Annotated in this window: 16 protein-coding genes and 2 pseudogenes; 1 reads left to right on the top strand and 17 read right to left on the bottom strand. The window is 51.8% G+C overall.

Annotated features, from left to right (window positions below; genetic code table 11):
* Positions 1-116: 116 nt before the first annotated feature.
* The 13 genes from PAEVO_RS26405 to PAEVO_RS26340 form a co-directional block, all read right to left on the bottom strand.
* Entirely contained in the window at positions 117-1,433 is a 1,317-nt protein-coding gene (locus tag PAEVO_RS26405; RefSeq protein ID WP_100540473.1) for an ABC transporter substrate-binding protein, read from the bottom strand.
* A 294-nt stretch (positions 1,434-1,727) separates the two neighbouring features.
* The gene (locus tag PAEVO_RS26400) at positions 1,728-2,684 is read right to left on the bottom strand and encodes a glycoside hydrolase family 113 (protein WP_100540472.1); all 957 of its coding nucleotides are present in this window, start codon (positions 2,682-2,684) and stop codon (positions 1,728-1,730) included.
* A 36-nt stretch (positions 2,685-2,720) separates the two neighbouring features.
* Positions 2,721-3,551: a carbohydrate ABC transporter permease gene (locus PAEVO_RS26395; RefSeq protein WP_100540471.1), complete on the bottom strand. Its 831-nt coding sequence runs from the start codon at positions 3,549-3,551 to the stop codon at positions 2,721-2,723.
* Positions 3,548-4,432 (bottom strand): carbohydrate ABC transporter permease, encoded by an 885-nt coding sequence (locus PAEVO_RS26390; protein ID WP_100540470.1) that lies wholly within the window; start codon positions 4,430-4,432, stop codon positions 3,548-3,550. Before PAEVO_RS26390 ends, PAEVO_RS26395 begins: the two co-directional genes overlap by 4 nt.
* Positions 4,433-4,546: 114 nt before the next feature.
* Positions 4,547-6,052, bottom strand: a complete 1,506-nt coding sequence (locus PAEVO_RS26385) for a response regulator transcription factor (RefSeq protein WP_100540469.1) — start codon at positions 6,050-6,052, stop codon at positions 4,547-4,549.
* Positions 6,045-7,916 (bottom strand): sensor histidine kinase, encoded by a 1,872-nt coding sequence (locus PAEVO_RS26380; protein ID WP_243390974.1) that lies wholly within the window; start codon positions 7,914-7,916, stop codon positions 6,045-6,047. The genes PAEVO_RS26385 and PAEVO_RS26380 overlap by 8 nt, the downstream gene beginning before the upstream one ends.
* 7 nt (positions 7,917-7,923) lie before the next feature.
* The gene (locus tag PAEVO_RS26375; protein ID WP_100540467.1) at positions 7,924-8,982 is read right to left on the bottom strand and encodes a LacI family DNA-binding transcriptional regulator; all 1,059 of its coding nucleotides are present in this window, start codon (positions 8,980-8,982) and stop codon (positions 7,924-7,926) included.
* Between the two features lie 205 nt (positions 8,983-9,187).
* Complete coding sequence (locus PAEVO_RS26370; RefSeq protein WP_243390945.1) at positions 9,188-10,321, bottom strand: SGNH/GDSL hydrolase family protein; 1,134 nt, start codon at positions 10,319-10,321, stop codon at positions 9,188-9,190.
* A 124-nt stretch (positions 10,322-10,445) separates the two neighbouring features.
* A complete protein-coding gene (locus tag PAEVO_RS26365; protein WP_076322754.1) occupies positions 10,446-11,861 on the bottom strand; it encodes a radical SAM protein in 1,416 nt (471 codons plus the stop codon).
* A 17-nt stretch (positions 11,862-11,878) separates the two neighbouring features.
* A complete protein-coding gene (locus PAEVO_RS26360) occupies positions 11,879-12,667 on the bottom strand; it encodes a prolipoprotein diacylglyceryl transferase family protein (protein ID WP_100540466.1) in 789 nt (262 codons plus the stop codon).
* Positions 12,668-12,732: 65 nt separating this feature from the next.
* Positions 12,733-12,996 (bottom strand): B-box zinc finger protein, encoded by a 264-nt coding sequence (locus PAEVO_RS26355; protein ID WP_100540465.1) that lies wholly within the window; start codon positions 12,994-12,996, stop codon positions 12,733-12,735.
* A gap of 594 nt (positions 12,997-13,590) precedes the next feature.
* Positions 13,591-14,727, bottom strand: coding sequence for an alpha/beta hydrolase (locus PAEVO_RS26345; protein WP_100540464.1), 1,137 nt, complete (start codon positions 14,725-14,727; stop codon positions 13,591-13,593).
* A gap of 112 nt (positions 14,728-14,839) precedes the next feature.
* Entirely contained in the window at positions 14,840-15,499 is a 660-nt protein-coding gene (locus tag PAEVO_RS26340; protein WP_100540463.1) for a TetR/AcrR family transcriptional regulator, read from the bottom strand.
* Positions 15,500-15,665: 166 nt separating this feature from the next.
* Here PAEVO_RS26340 and PAEVO_RS26335 point away from each other — a divergent pair.
* A pseudogene (locus tag PAEVO_RS26335) lies at positions 15,666-15,906 on the top strand (recombinase family protein); the annotation flags it as partial.
* A 42-nt stretch (positions 15,907-15,948) separates the two neighbouring features.
* On the opposite strand, the pseudogene PAEVO_RS26330 reads toward PAEVO_RS26335, so the two are convergent.
* From PAEVO_RS26330 to PAEVO_RS26315, 4 genes and pseudogenes are all read right to left on the bottom strand, one after another.
* Positions 15,949-16,386: pseudogene (locus tag PAEVO_RS26330) on the bottom strand (RNA polymerase sigma factor); the annotation flags it as partial.
* Positions 16,387-16,458: 72 nt separating this feature from the next.
* Positions 16,459-17,064 carry a DUF2087 domain-containing protein gene (locus tag PAEVO_RS26325; RefSeq protein WP_100540462.1) on the bottom strand — a complete coding sequence of 202 codons (606 nt, stop codon included), beginning with the start codon at positions 17,062-17,064 and terminating at the stop codon, positions 16,459-16,461.
* 205 nt (positions 17,065-17,269) lie between these two features.
* On the bottom strand, positions 17,270-17,458 hold the full coding sequence (locus tag PAEVO_RS26320; protein ID WP_100540461.1) for a hypothetical protein: 189 nt from the start codon (positions 17,456-17,458) through the stop codon (positions 17,270-17,272).
* Positions 17,459-17,692: 234 nt separating this feature from the next.
* Entirely contained in the window at positions 17,693-18,139 is a 447-nt protein-coding gene (locus tag PAEVO_RS26315; RefSeq protein ID WP_100540838.1) for an NUDIX hydrolase, read from the bottom strand.
* Positions 18,140-18,147 lie beyond the last annotated feature (8 nt).

Here is an 18,147-nt window from a genome sequence, read left to right as displayed (position 1 = left end):
TATCCGCCTCCTCTTCAATCCATATTATAGAGTAATAAAGTAAAACAGTCTTACCCTGATCATCCAGAGTAAGACTGCAAGAACAGCACGAGACGGAGCCCGTTATATCCCCCGGACTAGTATCCCAGTGCGGTTTTGGCTTCTTTCCACTTTGCATTCAGCTTGTCGAACGCTGCCTGCAGGTCGTCAGCCACGATATATTCCTGAACATAATCGCCGGTGCCGATGCCGATTTGCGCTTTATTGGCGATTTCGTTAAACTTCGGATCGGTCGCTTCGCTCTCGATCAACGTAGGATTAAACGATTGGAATTCGGCAAGCTGCGGGATGGAGGACTCTGCCGACTTGATGATCGGCATGAAGCCGGAATCCTCCACATAGCCGGATTCCTTCACGAAGAAATCGACCCAAGCAGTGGCAAGCTCTTTATTCTTGCTGTCTTTGCTGACAGCGATGAAGTAATCCGAACCGAGCGGTGCGTTGTACTTGCCGCTGTTATCATACGGGAGCGGGAAGAAGCCGATATCCTCCGAAGCTGCTCCTGCACCGATCACCTGCGGGATTACCCAGTTGCCCAGAAAGTACATCGCCGCTTTGCCGGCAGCCACTTCGCCCTTCGAAATCTCCCAGTTGTTCGTGTACAGGTCTTTCTCTACCCATTCGTTCTGCACGAAGGTGCGTCCGATATTCGCAAGGATCCCCCAAGCATTATCCACCTGGAACGGCGCCTCCTCGGTTACCTGCTTCGAGGCGAACTGCGGATCCCCGTTCACGTACCATGCCGAATTATCCGCCCAGTTGCCCATGGTCCATTGGGCCCCGAAGTTCATGTACAGCGGAATGATGTCCGCCGCTTTCAGTTTCTCCGCAGCCGCGTAGAGCTCATCCAGCGTGGCTGGTACTTTATCGACGCCTGCGGCCTCGAATGCTTTCTTGTTATATACGATCCCTTGCGTATTCACACCCGTAGAGATTCCGTAGCGTTTCCCTTCGAATAGGGTATTGTCCGCAAAATAGACATCCTCGAACATCGCATCCGGCAGCGGCTCAAAATATTTACTGTACTCCGAGGTGGCAAGACCGGTCGGAATCATCAGCACGTCGCCGGCTTCACCCGTGGTCAGACGGACCTGAATATCCGTCGCATAGTTCGTCAATCCTTCGAATTCAATTTCGGCCTTCGGATATTTCGCTTTAAAGGCTTCCACGTATTTGTCCAGCGTGCCGTCATTCACCAGGTCGGTGCGGTGCGTCAGCACCTTCAGCTTGCCGCCAAGCTCCGCTTCGCCGGATGCCTCGGTTGGCTCGCTGCCTGCGTTATTGCTCGGCGGCGTCTCGGTACCTGCGTTATTTGTTTTATTCCCTCCGCAGGCGGCCAAAATGGATGATACGGTTAAGAGCAGAAGCAGTGCCATCGTGAATCTTTTTTTCATTTCGTCTTCCCCCTGTACGTTGAATGTGTTGCGCTTCCTGCATCCTCATGAAGCGTTTACTGATATCGCTTACATTTCAAATGATAATCGCTAACACGCCCAAAACAAATGAAGTGTTTTTGTTTTTATTGTCATAAATTATGCTAACACATCATTTTCTTGTTAGGCTCCAGAAAATCTCCCCTCTATAGCAAAATCGCACCGTGCGTTAAGCAGCATGCGGTGCGATGCTAAACCTCTATTCTAACTGTTCAGATACCGGGCTTAACCTGAGATAGCCCAACGGATTCCAATTTAAACCCGGATTCCGGCAGCATAATAATTCCTCACCGTCTCTCCGGCCTGCTTGCCGTACATACAATAATCATCATTCAGAGACGCTTCCTCCCCGCTGTACAGCCGTGCCGGCCAATCCCACAGCATATACCCCTGCATCCACTCTCGCTTGGCGCAGGCCGCGAACATCGCTTCATAATACCGCCGCTGTTCCTCCTCCGACGGGCCGCCGGGCAGCGACCAATCATTCGGGCGGGCTGCAGAGCCCTCGCGGCTTGGACAGCCGGCTTCCATGAAGAAGAACGGCTTGTTCCATCGGCGGACCGTGGCTTCGATCCGATCCAGCTGCTCCTCCCACTGGTCGATCGGATAATAGCCGCTGGAGGAGATGATATCTACCGCATCCCACCAGCGCACGCGCTCCTCCTGATATTTATCGCAGTTATACGTCACCAGCCCGCCATAGACGCTACGGACATCCGCAATGAGAGCTCGCCACTCCGCATCACGCTTGTCGGCCTGTACCATCTCGCAGCCCACGCACAGCATCTCGCAATGCTCTTCCTCTGCAATTTCAGCATAATGGCGAATGAATTCCCCATAGGAGCGAAACCATTCGGCCCAGCTCGGCTCACCCGGAACCTCCTCGTCGAAGAAGGTAATGTGGGCCCGCCACGTTCCGTTCCCTACATTAACAACTGGCTTCAAGCACACCTTGAGGCCCATGCTCTTCGCCTTGCGGATGGCCCATCGCACCTCATCATCCGTCACCGTCGGTTCCTCCCGGAACGGAATCTCCGTCGACTGCGGCGTTGACTGCACGGCAGACAGCGCAATGGCCACCCAATTCACGTTCATCTCTGCCATGCGTTCCATGGAGAACGCAGCTTCAGGCCCCGTCCAGGATCCCCGCACGCCGGTCCATCCCCATGTCATGCCGCATACTTTTTCCGTCCACGTGTTCGTCGAGTTCATATATCGAGTCTCCTCTTCTTCATCGTCTAGTGTTCGTTATTTGACTGCTCCGTTCGTAACGCCCGCAAAAATGTACCGCTGCATAAACAGGAACAACACGACCGTCGGAATGAAGATAATCAGAATGCCTGCCGAGATCACATTCAGCTGCGCCGCGTTCGGACCGATGAAGGAATAGATTGCGGTAGATACCACCTTCAGGTCCTGGCTTGGCATATACAGATACGGCGTGTAAAAATCGTTGTAAATCGAGATGCTCTTCAGAATGACCAAGGTGGCCGTAGCCGGTGCAAGCAGCGGGAAGATGATGGATCGGTAGATTTTGAACAGGGACGCTCCTTCCAGCATGGCGCTCTCATCCAGATCCCGCGGGATGCTGTTCACGAATTGCAGATAGATGACGATCTGAAGCACATCGGCTCCCAGGTACAGCAGAATCGGCGCAAACATCGTGTTGTAGGCCCCCAGGCTCTGAATGACGCTGAAGGTAGCTACCTGCGTCGTGACCATCGGGATGACCTGGGCGACCAGGTACATGCCCATGATCGCTTTTTTCATCTTGAACTCAAACCGTCCGACCGCATAAGCGACCATGGTGCCAAACAGGATATTGCCGACCACCGAAATGACCAATACGATCAGGATATTGCGAAAGCCGAGCCCCAGATCCCCGATATCGATCACCCGCTTGAAGTTATCGAAGTTCAAGAAATTGTCCGGCAAGTTAAGGCCGGATTGATAATACTCGACCTGGGTCTTGAACGCTCCCACGAAGATCGAGTAAATCGGAAAGAACACCACAAACAAAGCGACAACCAGCGTGAAATAGTTAAATATCGTAAAGCCGATCGAGCGTTCCCTTCTCATGATTGCTTCTCCTCCCTGAACAGCAGCTTCCGCTGGATGACAATGAACAGCAGCACGATAATCAGCAGCACAACCGCCATCGCCGAGGCCAGCCCGAAGTTCTGATACTTAAACGCCGTATCCACCGTCTTGATGACAAAGGTCGACGTATCGTTAGCCCCGAGCAGCATCACAAACGGAATATCAAACGCTTCGAGTGCGCCCGTCAAGGTAAGGATGAGCATTAACTCCAGCACGCCCCGTATGCTAGGCAAGGTGATATAACGGAACTTCTGCCAGCCCGATGCCCCGTCGATGGAGGCCGCTTCGTACAGGTCGCCCGGTATCGACTGCAGCGCCCCGATAAAGATGACCATGTTCAGCCCCATGTACTTCCACATCGAGATGAACGCCAGGGCAAAATTCACGATCCCCTTATCGCCCAGCCAGCTCTGCTGCCAGGACTCGAGTCCCAGCGCGCCGAGCAGCGTATTCAGTGAGCCGTATTCCATGTGGTAAACGTTCTTGAACATGATGACCGTGGCTACGCTGTGCAGCACGTACGGCAGGAACAAAGCGACCCGGAAGCCGTTCCTCCCCTTCAGCTTGCTCGTCAGAATGACGGCAAAATAGAGGGCAAACACGACCTGGATGAGTCCCCCGATCAGATAATACAGATTGTTCTTCAGTGAACTGAACACTTCGGGCTTCGTAAAAATCTCAACGTAATTGTCAAAGCCGATAAAGTTCATATCCCAGCCGAGACCCGACCAGTCCGTCAAGCTGTAATACAACAGCGATAGCGCCGGATAATACGAGAAGGTCAGGGACAAGAGTACTGGAATGGCAAGGAAACCGAACAGAATAAGATAGCGCTGCGTTTTATAACTGAAATTGAACACGTTCCCTTCCTCGCTTTCTGGATGAAATGGTACCGTTTTCAATCATTATAAAAGACAGCGCCGCGAAAAATAATAGACTTTGTTTGGTTTTATTGTCCTCAATTTAGATAACAGTCACCTAACAAAATCGCGGTACTCCTTCGGCGTTTTCCCCGTCATTTTTTTGAACACTTTATTAAAATAAGCCGGGTCCGGGTAGCCCACGCGCTCGCCAACCATGTATGTTTTGAGCCCGTGATCCTCCTTCAGCAGCCGCTTGGCATGCTCGATTCGCACGGCGATGCAGTAGTCGGTAATCGTCTCGCCCGTTTCGGTCTTGAACAGCTTGCTCAAGTAGCTCGGGGTCAAATAGACCAGATCGGCGAGGTGCTGAAGCTCCAGTTCCTCGGTATAATGCTGCTGAATATAACCCTTGATCGTCTCCACGGCCCGATGCTCACTCTTCCCTTGATCCAGAAGCCCGGCGGCCTGCTCAACAGCGCGCTTCAGCCTCCCCGCGAACGAACGCCAATTCTCGCTGTTCCCCGGTTCCAGGTTCCAATCCACATCTCCTGCGCCAATGCCGCGCTGCTTCATCTCTTCCGCCACATGCGACTCCAGGGTCAGGCAAGCCTCTTTCAGCTCGGCCCAGCCGGGCCGCAGGGAAGCCAACTCATCCAGCCAGGAGTCCACCGCGGCCGACAAGCGTGTATACTCACCGGCACGCAGTGCCGGGAGCAGCTGTTTATCCAGCGAACGGACAAGCCGGTAGCGCTCTTCCTTCTGAACCGGCGGTCTGCCTTCGCCTCCTGAGCAGCGCCGTTCGTCGCTGTACCAAGCCTGCTCCAGCACGCTAGCGGCTTCCATATAGGCTTGCGGCAGCCATCGGCTTCCACTGAACACGCCGCTGATGCCGAGTTTCGCCGAAGTCCCCGCGGGAAGCTGCTGCAGCAGCATGGCAGCCCATTCTCTCGCCATATTCGCATGGCTGGACTCCGCGATGGACACCAGGATCGCCTGCCTTCCTCCTTCGCAGCCGATAATTTTCCGCTCCGCCCCCCAAGCCGACGTCCACGCAAGCAGTCTCTCTTCCGCCATCTCCGGGAACGTGCGAAGGAGGAGCACGGCATAATATCCGTGGAACAGCGCCTGCTGATCCAGCCGGTCGCAGACCTCCTGGAACAGATGCTCCGGCATTTTTCGCTGATCCGTGCCTAACAGGAAGCTGACAAGATCGTCCGACTCCAGCTTGCGCTCGTTCTGCTCTCCCTTCACCAGCTCGTCAACGTTCTCCAGCATGCGCAGCAGCTCTTTCATGTTGACCGGCTTGAGCAAATACTCCAGGGCTCCCTGCCGCATGGCGGTCCGTGCATATTCGAAATCGTTGTAACCGCTGAGCACGGCGAATTTGGTATGGCTGGCCAGCTGCTTGATATTCGCCATCAGCTGGAGCCCGTTCATTTGCGGCATTTTGATATCGGTAATGACCAAGTCGGGCTGGAGCTCATGCCATTGATCCAGCAGCTCCTGTCCGCTTGCAAACGTCCCCACGACGCGGTATTGCTCGCCTGCATCCCGTATCAGCTTGCCAAGTCCCAGCCTGATCCGTTCCTCATCATCCACCACGGCGATGTTAAGCATTCGCAAGTCCTCCTGTTCTCGGTTCTTCTACATGTTCCGCGGGAAAGGTAATCCGAACGGTAGTGCCCTGCCCTTCCTCGCTGTCTACGGAAAGGCCGTAAGGCCTTCCGTATCGGAGTTGAAGTCTCTCATGCACATTTCGCAGCCCGACTCCCCGGCCGTCCGTTCCTTGGGGCTGCGCCTGATCCAATATGCAGCGCAGCCTGGCAAGCGCTTCTGCCGACATGCCCAGCCCGTCATCCGTAACGGTAAAAACATGGTTCATGCCATCCATGGCGTAGGTAATGGTCAGATGCAGCAAGGGTTTGTTCTCGTCAAAGCCGTGATTGACGGCGTTCTCGATGATCGGCTGAAACAGCAGCTTCATCACCCGAATGGAATTAGCTGCCGAATCATCCGGCAATGTCAACACGAACCGCTCACCGTACCGGTAATTGAGCAGCTCGATGTAGGCTTTGACATGCTCCCACTCGTGCCTCACCTCAACGACCTCGCTGCCGGCATGAATGCTGTAACGGAGCTGCTGCCCTAACAGCTGAACCATATCCCCTACCTCGTGATCGTTGTGAAGGACGGCCGTCATCCGAATCGTCTCCAGCGTATTGTAAATAAAATGCGGATTGATCTGGTGCTGAAGACGCTCCAGCTCCGCCTCCTTCTTCCGCTTCTCCATCGTGTAAATATCGTCGATGAGCTGTTTGATGCGTGCCATCATCCGGTTGAACGAGACCCCGATCAGCGAGGCTTCGTCACGCCTTCGGACCGGGAATACCACATCCAGCTTGCCGGTCTGCACCTGCTTCATCAGATGGACGATGGATCGCAGCGGTCTTGTCAGCGCATAAATAAGAATAAGAGAAATGATGAGCGCAAAGCTGGTAACGCCGACAGCCGCCGTGATCGTAATCTTGCGGGTCTTAAGCGCATCCTGCATCAGCTGCCGCTCCGGCACCGTAATCAGGATCAGCCAGCCGGTCTGCTCCGATTTCCGGTAAACAACAAGCTGCTGCTCGCCGTCGACCTCAAGACGAAAGCTTCCTTCGTGACCGGTGGCCTGAGCAAGCGCGGCATTATCGGTCATGCTGCGGGACAAATATTTCTTCTCGCTGTCATAAATCACGGTCCCGTTGTCATCCAGGATGAAGGTGGTGCCGTGGGTGGTCTCCTCCAGATCGGTGACGATGTTCTCAATGACGCCGATGTTGGCATCCACCACAATGGTGCCGATGGAATGGTAGGATTTATCGATAATGTCGCGGACAACCGTAAACATATACTGCTTGCTGCCGGCGGACACGGCGATCTCCTGCGTGCTGACCAGTACGGGCCGTCCGCCGGCTTCCGTGGCGAGCCTGCGCCAGTTGTCATAATACTGCTGCAGATTCGAGCGGTTGCCGCCGCTTTTGACCACGTAATACGGGTTGCCGTAAAGATCGAACAAGTACACATTACTCGTGCCTTCCTTGATGTTGTTCATGAAATAGATGCTCCGCTCGACCTTGCGCGTAATCTGGAGCTTCAGCTCACTCTCGTTCACGCTTGCAGGTTCCTTTGATTCCCCTTCGGCCTGGTAGTAGCGGTTCGACATCTCAAGCCCTGACTGAATTTCATTGAGGTACGAGGGAATGATCGAAATTTTCATCATATCGGTGACGTAATCGTCCAGCTTGCCCATCATTTTGCTCGACAGCTGGGACACGTAGGCGACCGTATTGTTCTCGATGGTGGCTGTATAGCGTTCTGCCGCAAAATACGTGATGAGTCCGATCGGCAGGATAATCAGAAACAGAAAGACCACAAACAGCTTCCGGTCCAAGCGTCCGGCCGGCCGCTCCTTCCATAGACGGGTGATGTAGCCGCGCATATTCACATCACTCGACCTTCTTGGCATAAGCCGTGGATTCGCGAAGCATAAAGTCGCCGGCAAGCAGTATTTTTTCCAGCGGACTGTCCGGCTGCTCCACTCGTCTCATCAGCATCTCCACTGCCCTGCGTCCGAACGCCTCCTTGTTGACGTGAATGGTACTCAGCGACGGGGCCGCAAAAGCCGCATCCTCAATGTTGTCAAAGCCAGTAACCGAGCAGTCTGCGGGCACCTTGGTGCCCAGCTTGCCGAGCACCGTCATAACGCAGATGGCAATGGAGTCGTTCGCGCACACAAAGGCCGTCGGCAGCTCATCCATCCGGCTTATAATCATCTCCAGCGCATCCGTCATTTCGGAGCGGTTGTCCCCTTCAAAGCTAAGCAGCTCCTCATTCTGATCCAGCGGTAAGCCCTGCTCGCTGAGAACGGAGCGGTACCCTTGATAACGATCCGTGAAGCTGCGCGAGAACCGGACGTTGCCCACGAACTGGAGCCTTCGATGTCCGCACCCCGTCAGATAATTGGTTACCCGTCTCATGCACTCCACATTGTTCATGAACAGGGAGTCCGACGGAATCAGCGGATCTTCATGATCGATCAAGACGAAGGGGATATCCAGGCTGCGGATTTCGAGCAGCAGCTGTGACGAGATGAATCCGACGCCGATGATGCCTCTCACCCCGCTCGGATTAATCAGATTCGCAAAGCTGTCCTTAAATTGGTCGGTCACGATGACCATCCCCGTCTCCCTCAGCTCAAGCCCACTTGTGATGCCATCGATAATTCGCCCCCAATACAGGGAATCCCGCGTCTGGTAACGGACATTCGGCACAAGCACGATGACGGTCTCCTTTGCGGCTTGGCTGCCATCGGCGTTGGTTTCGCTCTTCTTGCCTCCGGCCTTCGGCGACTTGTTGGCAAAATAGCCGAGCTGGGTCGCGACGTTCACGATTTTCTCCCGGGTCTCCAAACTGACGCCGGATTTACCTGAAAGCGCTTTAGAAACTGCGAATTTTGAAAGGCCGAGATGATCGGCAATTTGCTGCATCGTGACTTTTCCAGCCATAACCTGCACACATCCTTTAGCGTAATCTTTTGTTATCATAACACCCCATTTATTAGGCAAACAATCAAAAGTTTTGAATTAGACGACGGCACAGATAAAAGCCCGTTCCAGCCAGGAACGGGCCCTTTAACGATTCAGCTTATGAACGTTTCATTGCGCTAATGTGACTTCACCCATACGCTAACATTTGAACCTGTTAACTGCCTTATCGCCCTGCTGCAGATGCACTATCGCCAATCACTTGCCTGAGCACAGGCTCAAGCCGGTCCGCCATCAGCTTGAAGCCGAGGTCCGTCGGATGAACCCCGTCAACCGTCGTTTCCCCGGGATCATCACCTAACCAATCCGATCCATCGACAAACGTTAGGTTATGATCTCCCGCCTCGGTCAGCTGCCGGATAAGATCCATCTGGAACTTCTTCCGCGCAAGCCGCCCTTCGAGAATCTCCGGCTTGAACGACTCGGCTCCATGGCGGATGCGGGATATCAGGATGATGGGAACCTCCGGATGAACCTTGCGGTAAGTCTCGATAAATAGAGGCAAGGTCTGTCGATAAGACTCAGTGCTCCCGGCGTTACCCTCGTAATCAATGACGAGACATGCGGGTTCCGGAATTTGAGCCGCCAGTACCGCAAGCTCCGACTCCCCTTTTCCGTTGCCGGAGAAACCCAAATTGATAAACTCCAGATGACACCTGCGGCTTAAGATGTTTGTATACGACATGCCGGGCCGTGACGCGCATCCGCCTTGCGTAATGGATGTTCCGTATACAATCACTTTTTTGGAAGAATCATAGGATTCCGGTGCCCAAACCTCGGCCCCTGGTTCAAGTCCAATCCATATCTCTTCGACGCCCTGGTACAAGGGCATATTCAGGAGGAACGACCGTGCCTCGCTTGTCCCGGAATCAAAGATGCTGCTCTCATACTCCACCTGGCCAGCCTGAAAACGAGCCGTTCCCGCATGCAGCCAATGGCCGGGGCCGCCGATATACGCATCCACGCCGCACTCCCCCGTTGGGGGCATGTGGTACATACCGGATCCAGCGGTCAGACGCACGCGGACCGACACGCTCCGCGAATTCGAGCGAAAGCGGATCTGACCACCCGATGTGCAGTTCGCTAACGCATCCACCTCAGGTCGGATGTAAACATCCGGTACCGCAGGCAGTCTGCGATATATGCGTTCTGTATGGAACCAGCCAAATCCGGATACCTGAAACGGCCCCCTCTGGGGGGAATACCATATCCGTTCGTCCGCTCCATGGTTATCGATCTTCATGTTCTGATCCAACTGATAAGGGGATACCTTCTCAGGTTCAGGAACATTGTTCTGCACAATTCTCCCCTCCCTATGTAGTTAAGAATGAATAGGAATCCAAAGCGCTTATCTTCTTCTCAAGTGTTATATCGCCTCATCCGCTCCGGTTTCGGAGCCATTGAGCCATAATATCAGAGCCTTCCTACCGGTCCCATGCGGTGGCAACCTCTTCCTTCAGCTCCTTCAGCAGTTCTTCCTTGTCGTCTCGGTAGAACATGTTGTAGGTGTCAAACGGGATCATTCGTCCGTCGGGATGCATGATGTGGACGCAGGATTTCTTGACGGAACGGACGTCGAAGTTATGGGCGTCCAGGAACTGCATGATAATGACCCGGAAGACGTTGTCATAGGTAATCTGCTCCGGCACGGCCGCCAGCGGCAGACAGCAGAGCAGGCTCTTCAGGGAAAGCGCAGAGGATTGCGGCGAATGGCCGGTCGACAGCAGCTCAAACATTTTGCCTCGGATCACCGGATCCTGCTCAAACACAATCGTGTTGCTGTCGCCCTCGAGCAGGATTTCCGGGTCGATCATCCGTGTCAACGGCAGCACTTCCCCGCCCAGCTTCAAGGCGTAGCCCATGGCAAGGCAATCCGGGTGGCAAGGAACCGGTAGAATGTCCGCATCCGTAAATACCTCGGACTGGTCGATGATCATCCGCCGCACTTCGCTCACGGTCAGCCGGTCGGTTGCCGGATCATACCCCTCCAGCCGGCCCGCAGCCTGAATCGGCTGAATGGTGACGCCGCGCACCGCTTTTTGCTGAAGTCCATACTGAATGATATCGCCGATTTCGCCGTCATTGAGGCCTTTCTTCAGCGTGACGACCAGTGTCGTGGAGATATTGAATTCATTCAGATGGTCGATGGCTTGCTGGCGGATGCGCCGCAGATCGGCCCCTCTCAGCTCCTTCAGCACATGCGCCTCAAAGCTGTCGAATTGCAGGTAAATTTCGAATCCTGGCATGTACTCGGCCAGCCTCCGCGCAAAATCGCGGTCCTGGGCAATGCGGATGCCGTTTGTGTTCACCATAATATGCTTGATCGGACGGCTCTTGCACATGTCCAGGATGTCAAAGAAATCCGGATGCGTCGTCGGCTCACCACCGCTGATCTGCACGATGTCAGGCTCCCCCTCGTTCTCCACGATCCGGTCGAGCATGAATTCGATCTGCGTTAGCGACCGGTACGAGGTACGATGCGGCGACGATTCCGCGAAGCAGATCGGGCACTGCAGATTGCAGTGGTCCGTGATCTCCAGCAGCGTGAGGCAGCTGTGCTGCTCATGGTCCGGACAGAGCCCGCAGTCATAAGGACAGCCGTAACGGATCGGCGTATTCCAGACAAGCGGCATTTCGGACGGCTTGATAAACTTTCGCGTCTGATGGTAATAATCGGCCTCTGTGGCGATCAGCACTTTTTCCGGACCGTGAACGAGGCATCTTTTGAGCATATAGATCATGCCATTCTCCTCGATGATCTTGGCTTCCACTTTGCGGTAACAGGTCGTGCATATGCTATTCGTCAGTTCATGATACAGATAAGGCCGGTTTTTTGGCATAATCAAGACTCCTTTGGTCAACTTGGAAGATGGGAACCCGGCATGAAGCGGCGAAGCCGGTTTCTGCCGCCGATCAGCCATGCATAATAGATGAGGCCCGCGATGCAGGCTAATTGGATATTGTTCAGTCCCAGGTAAGGATGCGGCGTCGGTTTGATCCAGTCGATCACCAGGCGGAACAGCAGATACCCGGCCATAAACCATTGAAACATCCGCCCGGACACGTAGCCCTCGCGAGTGGATCTGCCGCGGCTTTGGCGGTACAGCGGAAGCAGCAGCAAGGCCAGCACGATCAGGAACAGGATCTCATACAGCTGAGTCGGATGGCGATAAACCCCGTCGCCAAAATCCACGCCTGTGAACCAGGTCGTCGGCGTGCCATAGGTATGGTCATCTAGGCCGGTCAGAAAACAGCCAATCCGTCCGAGTCCCAGGCCCAGCATCAGCGGGTAAACAAAATCGTCACCCGTGGAATGCTTCCATCCCACCAAGCGCTTTGTCAGCTCGACGCCGATCAATCCGCCCAGAAGACCGCCGACAATCGTCTTGCCTCCCCATAGCAGGTGGAATTGGCGCAGCTGTTCCCAAGTGGCAGCCGGATCCTCCAGCCAAAATAGCAGCTTGGAGCCAATGGCCGCGCCGGCGATGATTCCAGCCAGAATCTGCAGGCTCATCAGCTTGGTCATGCCGCTCGGCCTGCGGGTCCATAAATACACGCGGAAGCCGATAAAGTAAGCCAGCGATTCAAACAACACATGTGGATGAATCCGCCAGGAACCCAGGTACAAATAAACAGGAAACTCCATCTGTCCACTCCTTGAAATAATAACTGAATTGAAAATTGCGCTTGTCGGAACTAGGGACACGTGCGTTAATAAGAAAACAGTATGGCTCCGCAGATCGTCAGCAGCAGCAGCGCAAGACCGCCCAAGATAGCCAGTATGGAGACGATTACGGTCACCCATACGTTCCTAGGTCGTCCCGGCATGCCGGGTGCGGGGTTCATCTCACCGCAGCGATAGCGGCAGCGGCCTGTCTCCGGATTATGGCATTCCTCGCATACCGGCTTTCCGCAGCGCGTGCACTGAGCGACGGCCTCCCTCTCGGGATGGTTCATGCAGCGGTAGACTTCCATCCAATCACCTCACTTGGCATTTAACCCTTATATTCCCTATTGTAAACGTTGTCGGGGAATTAAACTACCAGATTCGTTATGACCGTTGTCCACTGATCATGAGGAGTTTCAGTCACCTCAACTGGAGCTTCCAAACTGCGAATTCGCGTTAACAACATAAAAAGGCAAGCCATCTGCCTCATTCGAGCCAGTGCTTGCCTATCCATTCCAGTGTTCTATCCGTCAGCTCGTGGGTGCATCCTGCCAAACATTAAACTTGTTGCCGTCGAGATCCTTGAATTTGAACTGCAATCCGCAGGAACCGTGATCAACCAGCGGCTCGACCATAAGCGACATTTATTCTGTCAACGATTACAACCTATCCCCGCGCCGAGTAATGGACTATATTGAACAGCACTGCAAGGACATCTGTACCGTGAGCAGTGGTATGTTAAAACTTTTATCGAACAGAAATATTCATAATATTTCGGCTGACGGCAATCAGGTAGCGAAGTATGAAAGGACATAGTCATGGCAGGTCTCAATATGAATATTTTTAAAGTGTCTGTACGGCTAGCTCTTTGATATGCGTTTATCAGCAACCTCTCGGTTATGTCACTTGTTGCTGGTCTTCTTGATCAAGTCCACGCCATCGTATGCCAGACTATCCACACTTGCAGCCTTCTGCAGTAAGTAATGATCAAAAAAGTTCTTCGTATAGTCTGTAACAAGATTTCGCATCTCCATAGCATCCCGTTCGCCTCTGAGTTCCTCATTAACACTGGTAAACACGATGTCGCAGTAATCTAAATGCGCAGCACGATCAACAGAGAAATAATAGGTTTCCATGCTATTGTTAGCGCCAATTATCGCATTCATGTTATAGTTAGGTTCACAAAACAGCAGCAAGAAGGGTTTCTTAAGGTCGCTGTCCTGAAGTCCGAACGCACCGCTATCCAAGCCAATCCCGCAGGCGAACCGGTCGTCGTCCCGGCAAACAATCGCCGTCGTAGGCCCTCCATAAGAATGTCCGACTATGCCCATGCCGATGTCAAGCAGCAGTCTGCCCTTAAAGATGGAATTCAGCTCTCCAGAGTCCAGTCTGTAAAGATAATCGGCTGCATACCTTACATCTTCTGCCTGTAATTCACTATACTCTGTTACCTTGGCAAGTATCGGCAGTGTAAGCACGTTACGGCACATCTCAATGGCAGTTTCATCGTCAGGCCGCATCTCCATCTTACCAGCCAACGCCAGCATCTCCGGATCTTCGGAAAACGCCAAAATGACATCCGAAAAATCCTTTGATACATTAAACAGGCGCCCATCTTTACGCTTATACATCGTGCTATTCTGATGGCCGATGCTTACCACAACATATCCCATGCTTGCCAAGTCTGTACAGATCACTGTACCCCATTCTGGAGAACCGCCCCCGCCGCAAACATAGAATAACACCGGATAGCGCTTTTCCTTCCCGGAGAGAGCAAGGTCGTCGTAACACTGGGTCTTGATATCTATAGAGAAAACATCCTTCAACGCAGTGAGAAGTGGCTGCTCATTAAACATCTCGTAGACTTCAGGAAACATGTACGTTGATGTAGTCTTACCTTCGCTGCTGTCGGACGGATAGTACACAAACGCCGTCAGTTCTCTTTTTGAGTGATCTGATGCCGTGTACTCAAAATCCATCTGGGTTCGACCGACAGTATAGCCGCCAATTGGTTCTGGAAATGCGTCATAAGTTTTCATATTCATGTTCCCCCTTAATTAATAAAAGTGGCGAATGTGAAGTACATAGATTGCGCTATAAGCGCTTTTCAAAACTGCAAAACGATTACATCCTATCTTCAGTGAATCATATCTACTCCTTGGCTTTCTTGATATCGCTAACCATTTCAGAATATTTATGATCTTCAAGCAGCCCATGACTCATAAAGTCAGCAAAGTACTTGCTAAGCTTATGTTGCAGCGTAGAGTCCTTAATATCGAATTCCCTAAAAAACATGACTAAATTAAACTGCATTGACTCAAACATAAAAGAAATCAGGTCATCGTCAATATCAGGTCGGAGATATCCATCAACCCTCATTCGGCGTAAAATGTCCTTGATCAAAGGGAATGACTCGCCCTTTAGCACATTCAGATATACTTTAAGCAAAGTGTTCTCAGGAATGTTTAAAAATGTTTTAGTGAGTTTGATTTCCAACTCATTCAGCGGCTCGGTCACAGTGCCATTAACGTTACCGAATAAGGTAGTAAGGAAAAACCGGTAAAGGGAATCTTCATGACTGTTATTAAAATACTTAGCTCTTTTCTGGGTGACATTACGTACTAAGAGACAATAAAGGTCATCTTTGTCTTCAAAATATCGATAAAATGTTCCAGGGTGCATAGACAAACTATCCAAAACCATCTTCATAGTTATATCCTCGTAAAGATTATCAACAAAAAGATGCATAGCGTTATTAGATATTTCCTCGCGCCTTGCTTCATCTAAACGATAGAACGAATTTTTTGGCATAGATTACTCCTTAATATGAAGTGTGAACTCATTCACACCATACCGATAATCCATTCACATGTCAAGTCGTATTGAAATATTAGTATCCATATAAAAGATTAAAACCATTGCATAGAACATTATCCTTCCTAAGAGATAAGTTAATGGAGTTGTTTCGTTTTTTTATATGACCTTTGGTTGTGAGAGAATTTTTGTAGATAAAGGGAGTGGAGTTAAAAAGAAAAGGGACGGATTAACTGAGGCATTAGATTTTGTTCGAAGCGGAGACACAATCGTTGTTTGGCGATTATCGACTTGGAAGAAACATGCAGGAACTTATAAGTGTTGTTAATGATCTGAATGAAAAAGGGATTAGTTTTTATAGACTGCAGGAAAATATTACGATGGATAAAAAAATTTCCACTGGGGGTATGGAAATAATGCTCGAAGTCACGGGCAAGATGCTGCTTCAAGACTTCTCTGGCACGTCGTATTCGGCTTTCAACGTCAGATACCGACCTGTTAAGGAACTGTCCGATCTCTTTCATGGACCACTCGCTTAAGTAGTGCAGCACGACAACGGATTTACTCTTCTCCTCCAATTCTTGCAAGGCCCCCCAGACGGAATCATGGATCACATATTGTTCCAGCCAGGGCGTGATAATGTCAGATGGTGGAGCCGTTTCGTGCAGCGGGAGCGTTCGCTTGCTTCTTTTGGCAAAATCGAGGCTGGTCCGGTGCGCAATCGCATATAGCCAGCTGCCAAGCTTGGCAGGATCGTTCAGCATATGCAGGTTACGGTAACCCTTCACAAACGCCTCCTGTACGGCATCCTGAGCCTCGTGGAAGTCCCCCAGTACACTGTATGCAACGGATAGCAGGGGGTTGGAATACTGATTGACAATCATCCGATAAGCTTCAAAATCCCCCGCTTTAGCATCTTCTATCCGTTGTTGGGATAGCGGTGAATCCTCCTTCATTTAGGATAGATCCTCCCACCGTGCCCACATCTCTTGCGGATTGAGCTCATACACCCCGTTGTCTCTGAACATGAAATGATGCATGATGAACTCCCGGCGAAGAGTCGCAAAGTCCTCGTGGTAATCCTGAATAAACTCGTTGATTTCCTTCTCGGTGTACTTCCGTCCCTTCTCCAGCCGGGATACCAAATGCGTAAGCACGATAAGTTTCTTCTTCAGCTGGGCAGGAATGCTCTTCAGCTTTCCTTCGGAAGTGAAAAAATTGTTCACAACAGCGTCCCTCGTCCGCTGATCTTCTTCCTCCAAGCGCTCCGGAACGCCCTCGGGCCTCACTCTTTGGTAGATTAGATTTTCCGTAGCAGTTGCACTATTTTTGATGAAATAATGGTTTAACGAGAAATAGATCGTGTTCTTATCTCTGCGCTCTTTGATCAGGCTCGCTTCCCGCAGCTTCGCTGCATGGTGCGTGATCGTTGCCGGCGTGACACCGATCTTCTCGGCCAAAACCTGTCCGTTCAATTCGCCTTCGGCTAGCAGGATCAGCATTTTGATTCGCGTCGGATCTGCAAGCGCCTTATGATAACTAACTACCTTATCCAATTGCATGGATATGTTCACTCCCTACACAATTTGACGAACATCTAATTTGCGATTCATTAAATTAGATGTTATCCCATCTGAAATTCAAAGTAAACCTCCTCAATCTCACGCACATTAAATAGCCCGCTCCATTTTCGAAAGGAGCGGGCTGCTGCATGACTAACGTTTCTCAAGTTTCGTACTCACATGCAGATAACCGACGAACCGATTCTTACACGACAGCTGCGTCGACTCTGGACTGATCGGCATTCTGGCATCTCTTGCATACCTTCATCGCCGTGCCGTCCGACTTGTTGGCGACGTAGAGGAGCTTGATGCGAGACGTGCTGCATACCGGGCATGTGCCTCGGCCACGAGATGGCATGTTCCAGAGTGCGCGGCCCCGTTTTGTTTTGGCCATGTTTCATATCCCCTTTATTTCATAATCTCTCTAATGTTGTTGCGAACCCATCACACAGCTTGTCCAAGATGCGATTTCCCTTTGTTAAACGAATCGTAGGAAATACAGCCTGATATCTGTGCAACTCCATTATAGAGGACGGCCTGCCGCCAAATATAGGGAATAAATGCTTATGAATTCTTTTTTACATAGGTGGCTTCAAGCCTTCACGCGGTCATGAAACCAGCTCCTCCTTTATAATCCAATATTCCGCTTGAGGCCTTGATAGCTTCCTGACTCCGGAAATCCTCGCTTAACGATCGTTGTAAACTTCTCGGAGAACCCATGGCTCGCTAAATCTGCGATGGGGACCAGGACCACATCGCCGATAGGATTGAGATCGAACTCGTTCGACGGAAGTCGGATCTCACCCTCCAAACGTTCCAGCAAAAAAGTAATATGTAACAGTGAGGGCGATGAATCCGGTTTATCGCATAGATATAGAAGTTTCTTCACTTTTGTGATTAGCCCGGTTTCCTCTTCCATTTCTCGAACCATGGCTTCTTCCAGGGTTTCCCCCTGCTCTACCCTTCCTCCGGGCAGCGACCAGCCACGTTCTGACGAAACACTCTGTTTGACCAGCAAAATACGTTCGTCTTCAATCAGGATTCCGGTCACTCTGACCTGCAACAGATTGCTCATTACCACAC

It is taken from the genome of Paenibacillus sp. GM2FR (assembly GCF_002803325.1).
GTDB classification, from domain to species: Bacteria; Bacillota; Bacilli; order Paenibacillales; family Paenibacillaceae; genus Paenibacillus_AQ; species Paenibacillus_AQ lautus.
Note: the sequence above shows the minus strand (reverse complement) of the source record. Positions and strands in the feature narration are given on the sequence as shown.

Coding starts and splice junctions, on each gene's coding strand:
- PAEVO_RS26395 (WP_100540471.1), bottom strand. CDS start 3,551: ATGAGAAGGGAACGCTCGATCGGCTTTACGATATTTAACTATTTCACG.
- PAEVO_RS26325 (WP_100540462.1), bottom strand. CDS start 17,064: ATGCAATTGGATAAGGTAGTTAGTTATCATAAGGCGCTTGCAGATCCG.
- PAEVO_RS26385 (WP_100540469.1), bottom strand. CDS start 6,052: ATGCTTAACATCGCCGTGGTGGATGATGAGGAACGGATCAGGCTGGGA.
- PAEVO_RS26365 (WP_076322754.1), bottom strand. CDS start 11,861: ATGCCAAAAAACCGGCCTTATCTGTATCATGAACTGACGAATAGCATA.
- PAEVO_RS26375 (WP_100540467.1), bottom strand. CDS start 8,982: ATGGCTGGAAAAGTCACGATGCAGCAAATTGCCGATCATCTCGGCCTT.
- PAEVO_RS26315 (WP_100540838.1), bottom strand. CDS start 18,139: ATGAGCAATCTGTTGCAGGTCAGAGTGACCGGAATCCTGATTGAAGAC.
- PAEVO_RS26345 (WP_100540464.1), bottom strand. CDS start 14,727: ATGAAAACTTATGACGCATTTCCAGAACCAATTGGCGGCTATACTGTC.
- PAEVO_RS26380 (WP_243390974.1), bottom strand. CDS start 7,916: ATGCGCGGCTACATCACCCGTCTATGGAAGGAGCGGCCGGCCGGACGC.
- PAEVO_RS26340 (WP_100540463.1), bottom strand. CDS start 15,499: ATGCCAAAAAATTCGTTCTATCGTTTAGATGAAGCAAGGCGCGAGGAA.
- PAEVO_RS26405 (WP_100540473.1), bottom strand. CDS start 1,433: ATGAAAAAAAGATTCACGATGGCACTGCTTCTGCTCTTAACCGTATCA.
- PAEVO_RS26400 (WP_100540472.1), bottom strand. CDS start 2,684: ATGAACTCGACGAACACGTGGACGGAAAAAGTATGCGGCATGACATGG.
- PAEVO_RS26360 (WP_100540466.1), bottom strand. CDS start 12,667: ATGGAGTTTCCTGTTTATTTGTACCTGGGTTCCTGGCGGATTCATCCA.
- PAEVO_RS26320 (WP_100540461.1), bottom strand. CDS start 17,458: ATGGCCAAAACAAAACGGGGCCGCGCACTCTGGAACATGCCATCTCGT.
- PAEVO_RS26355 (WP_100540465.1), bottom strand. CDS start 12,996: ATGGAAGTCTACCGCTGCATGAACCATCCCGAGAGGGAGGCCGTCGCT.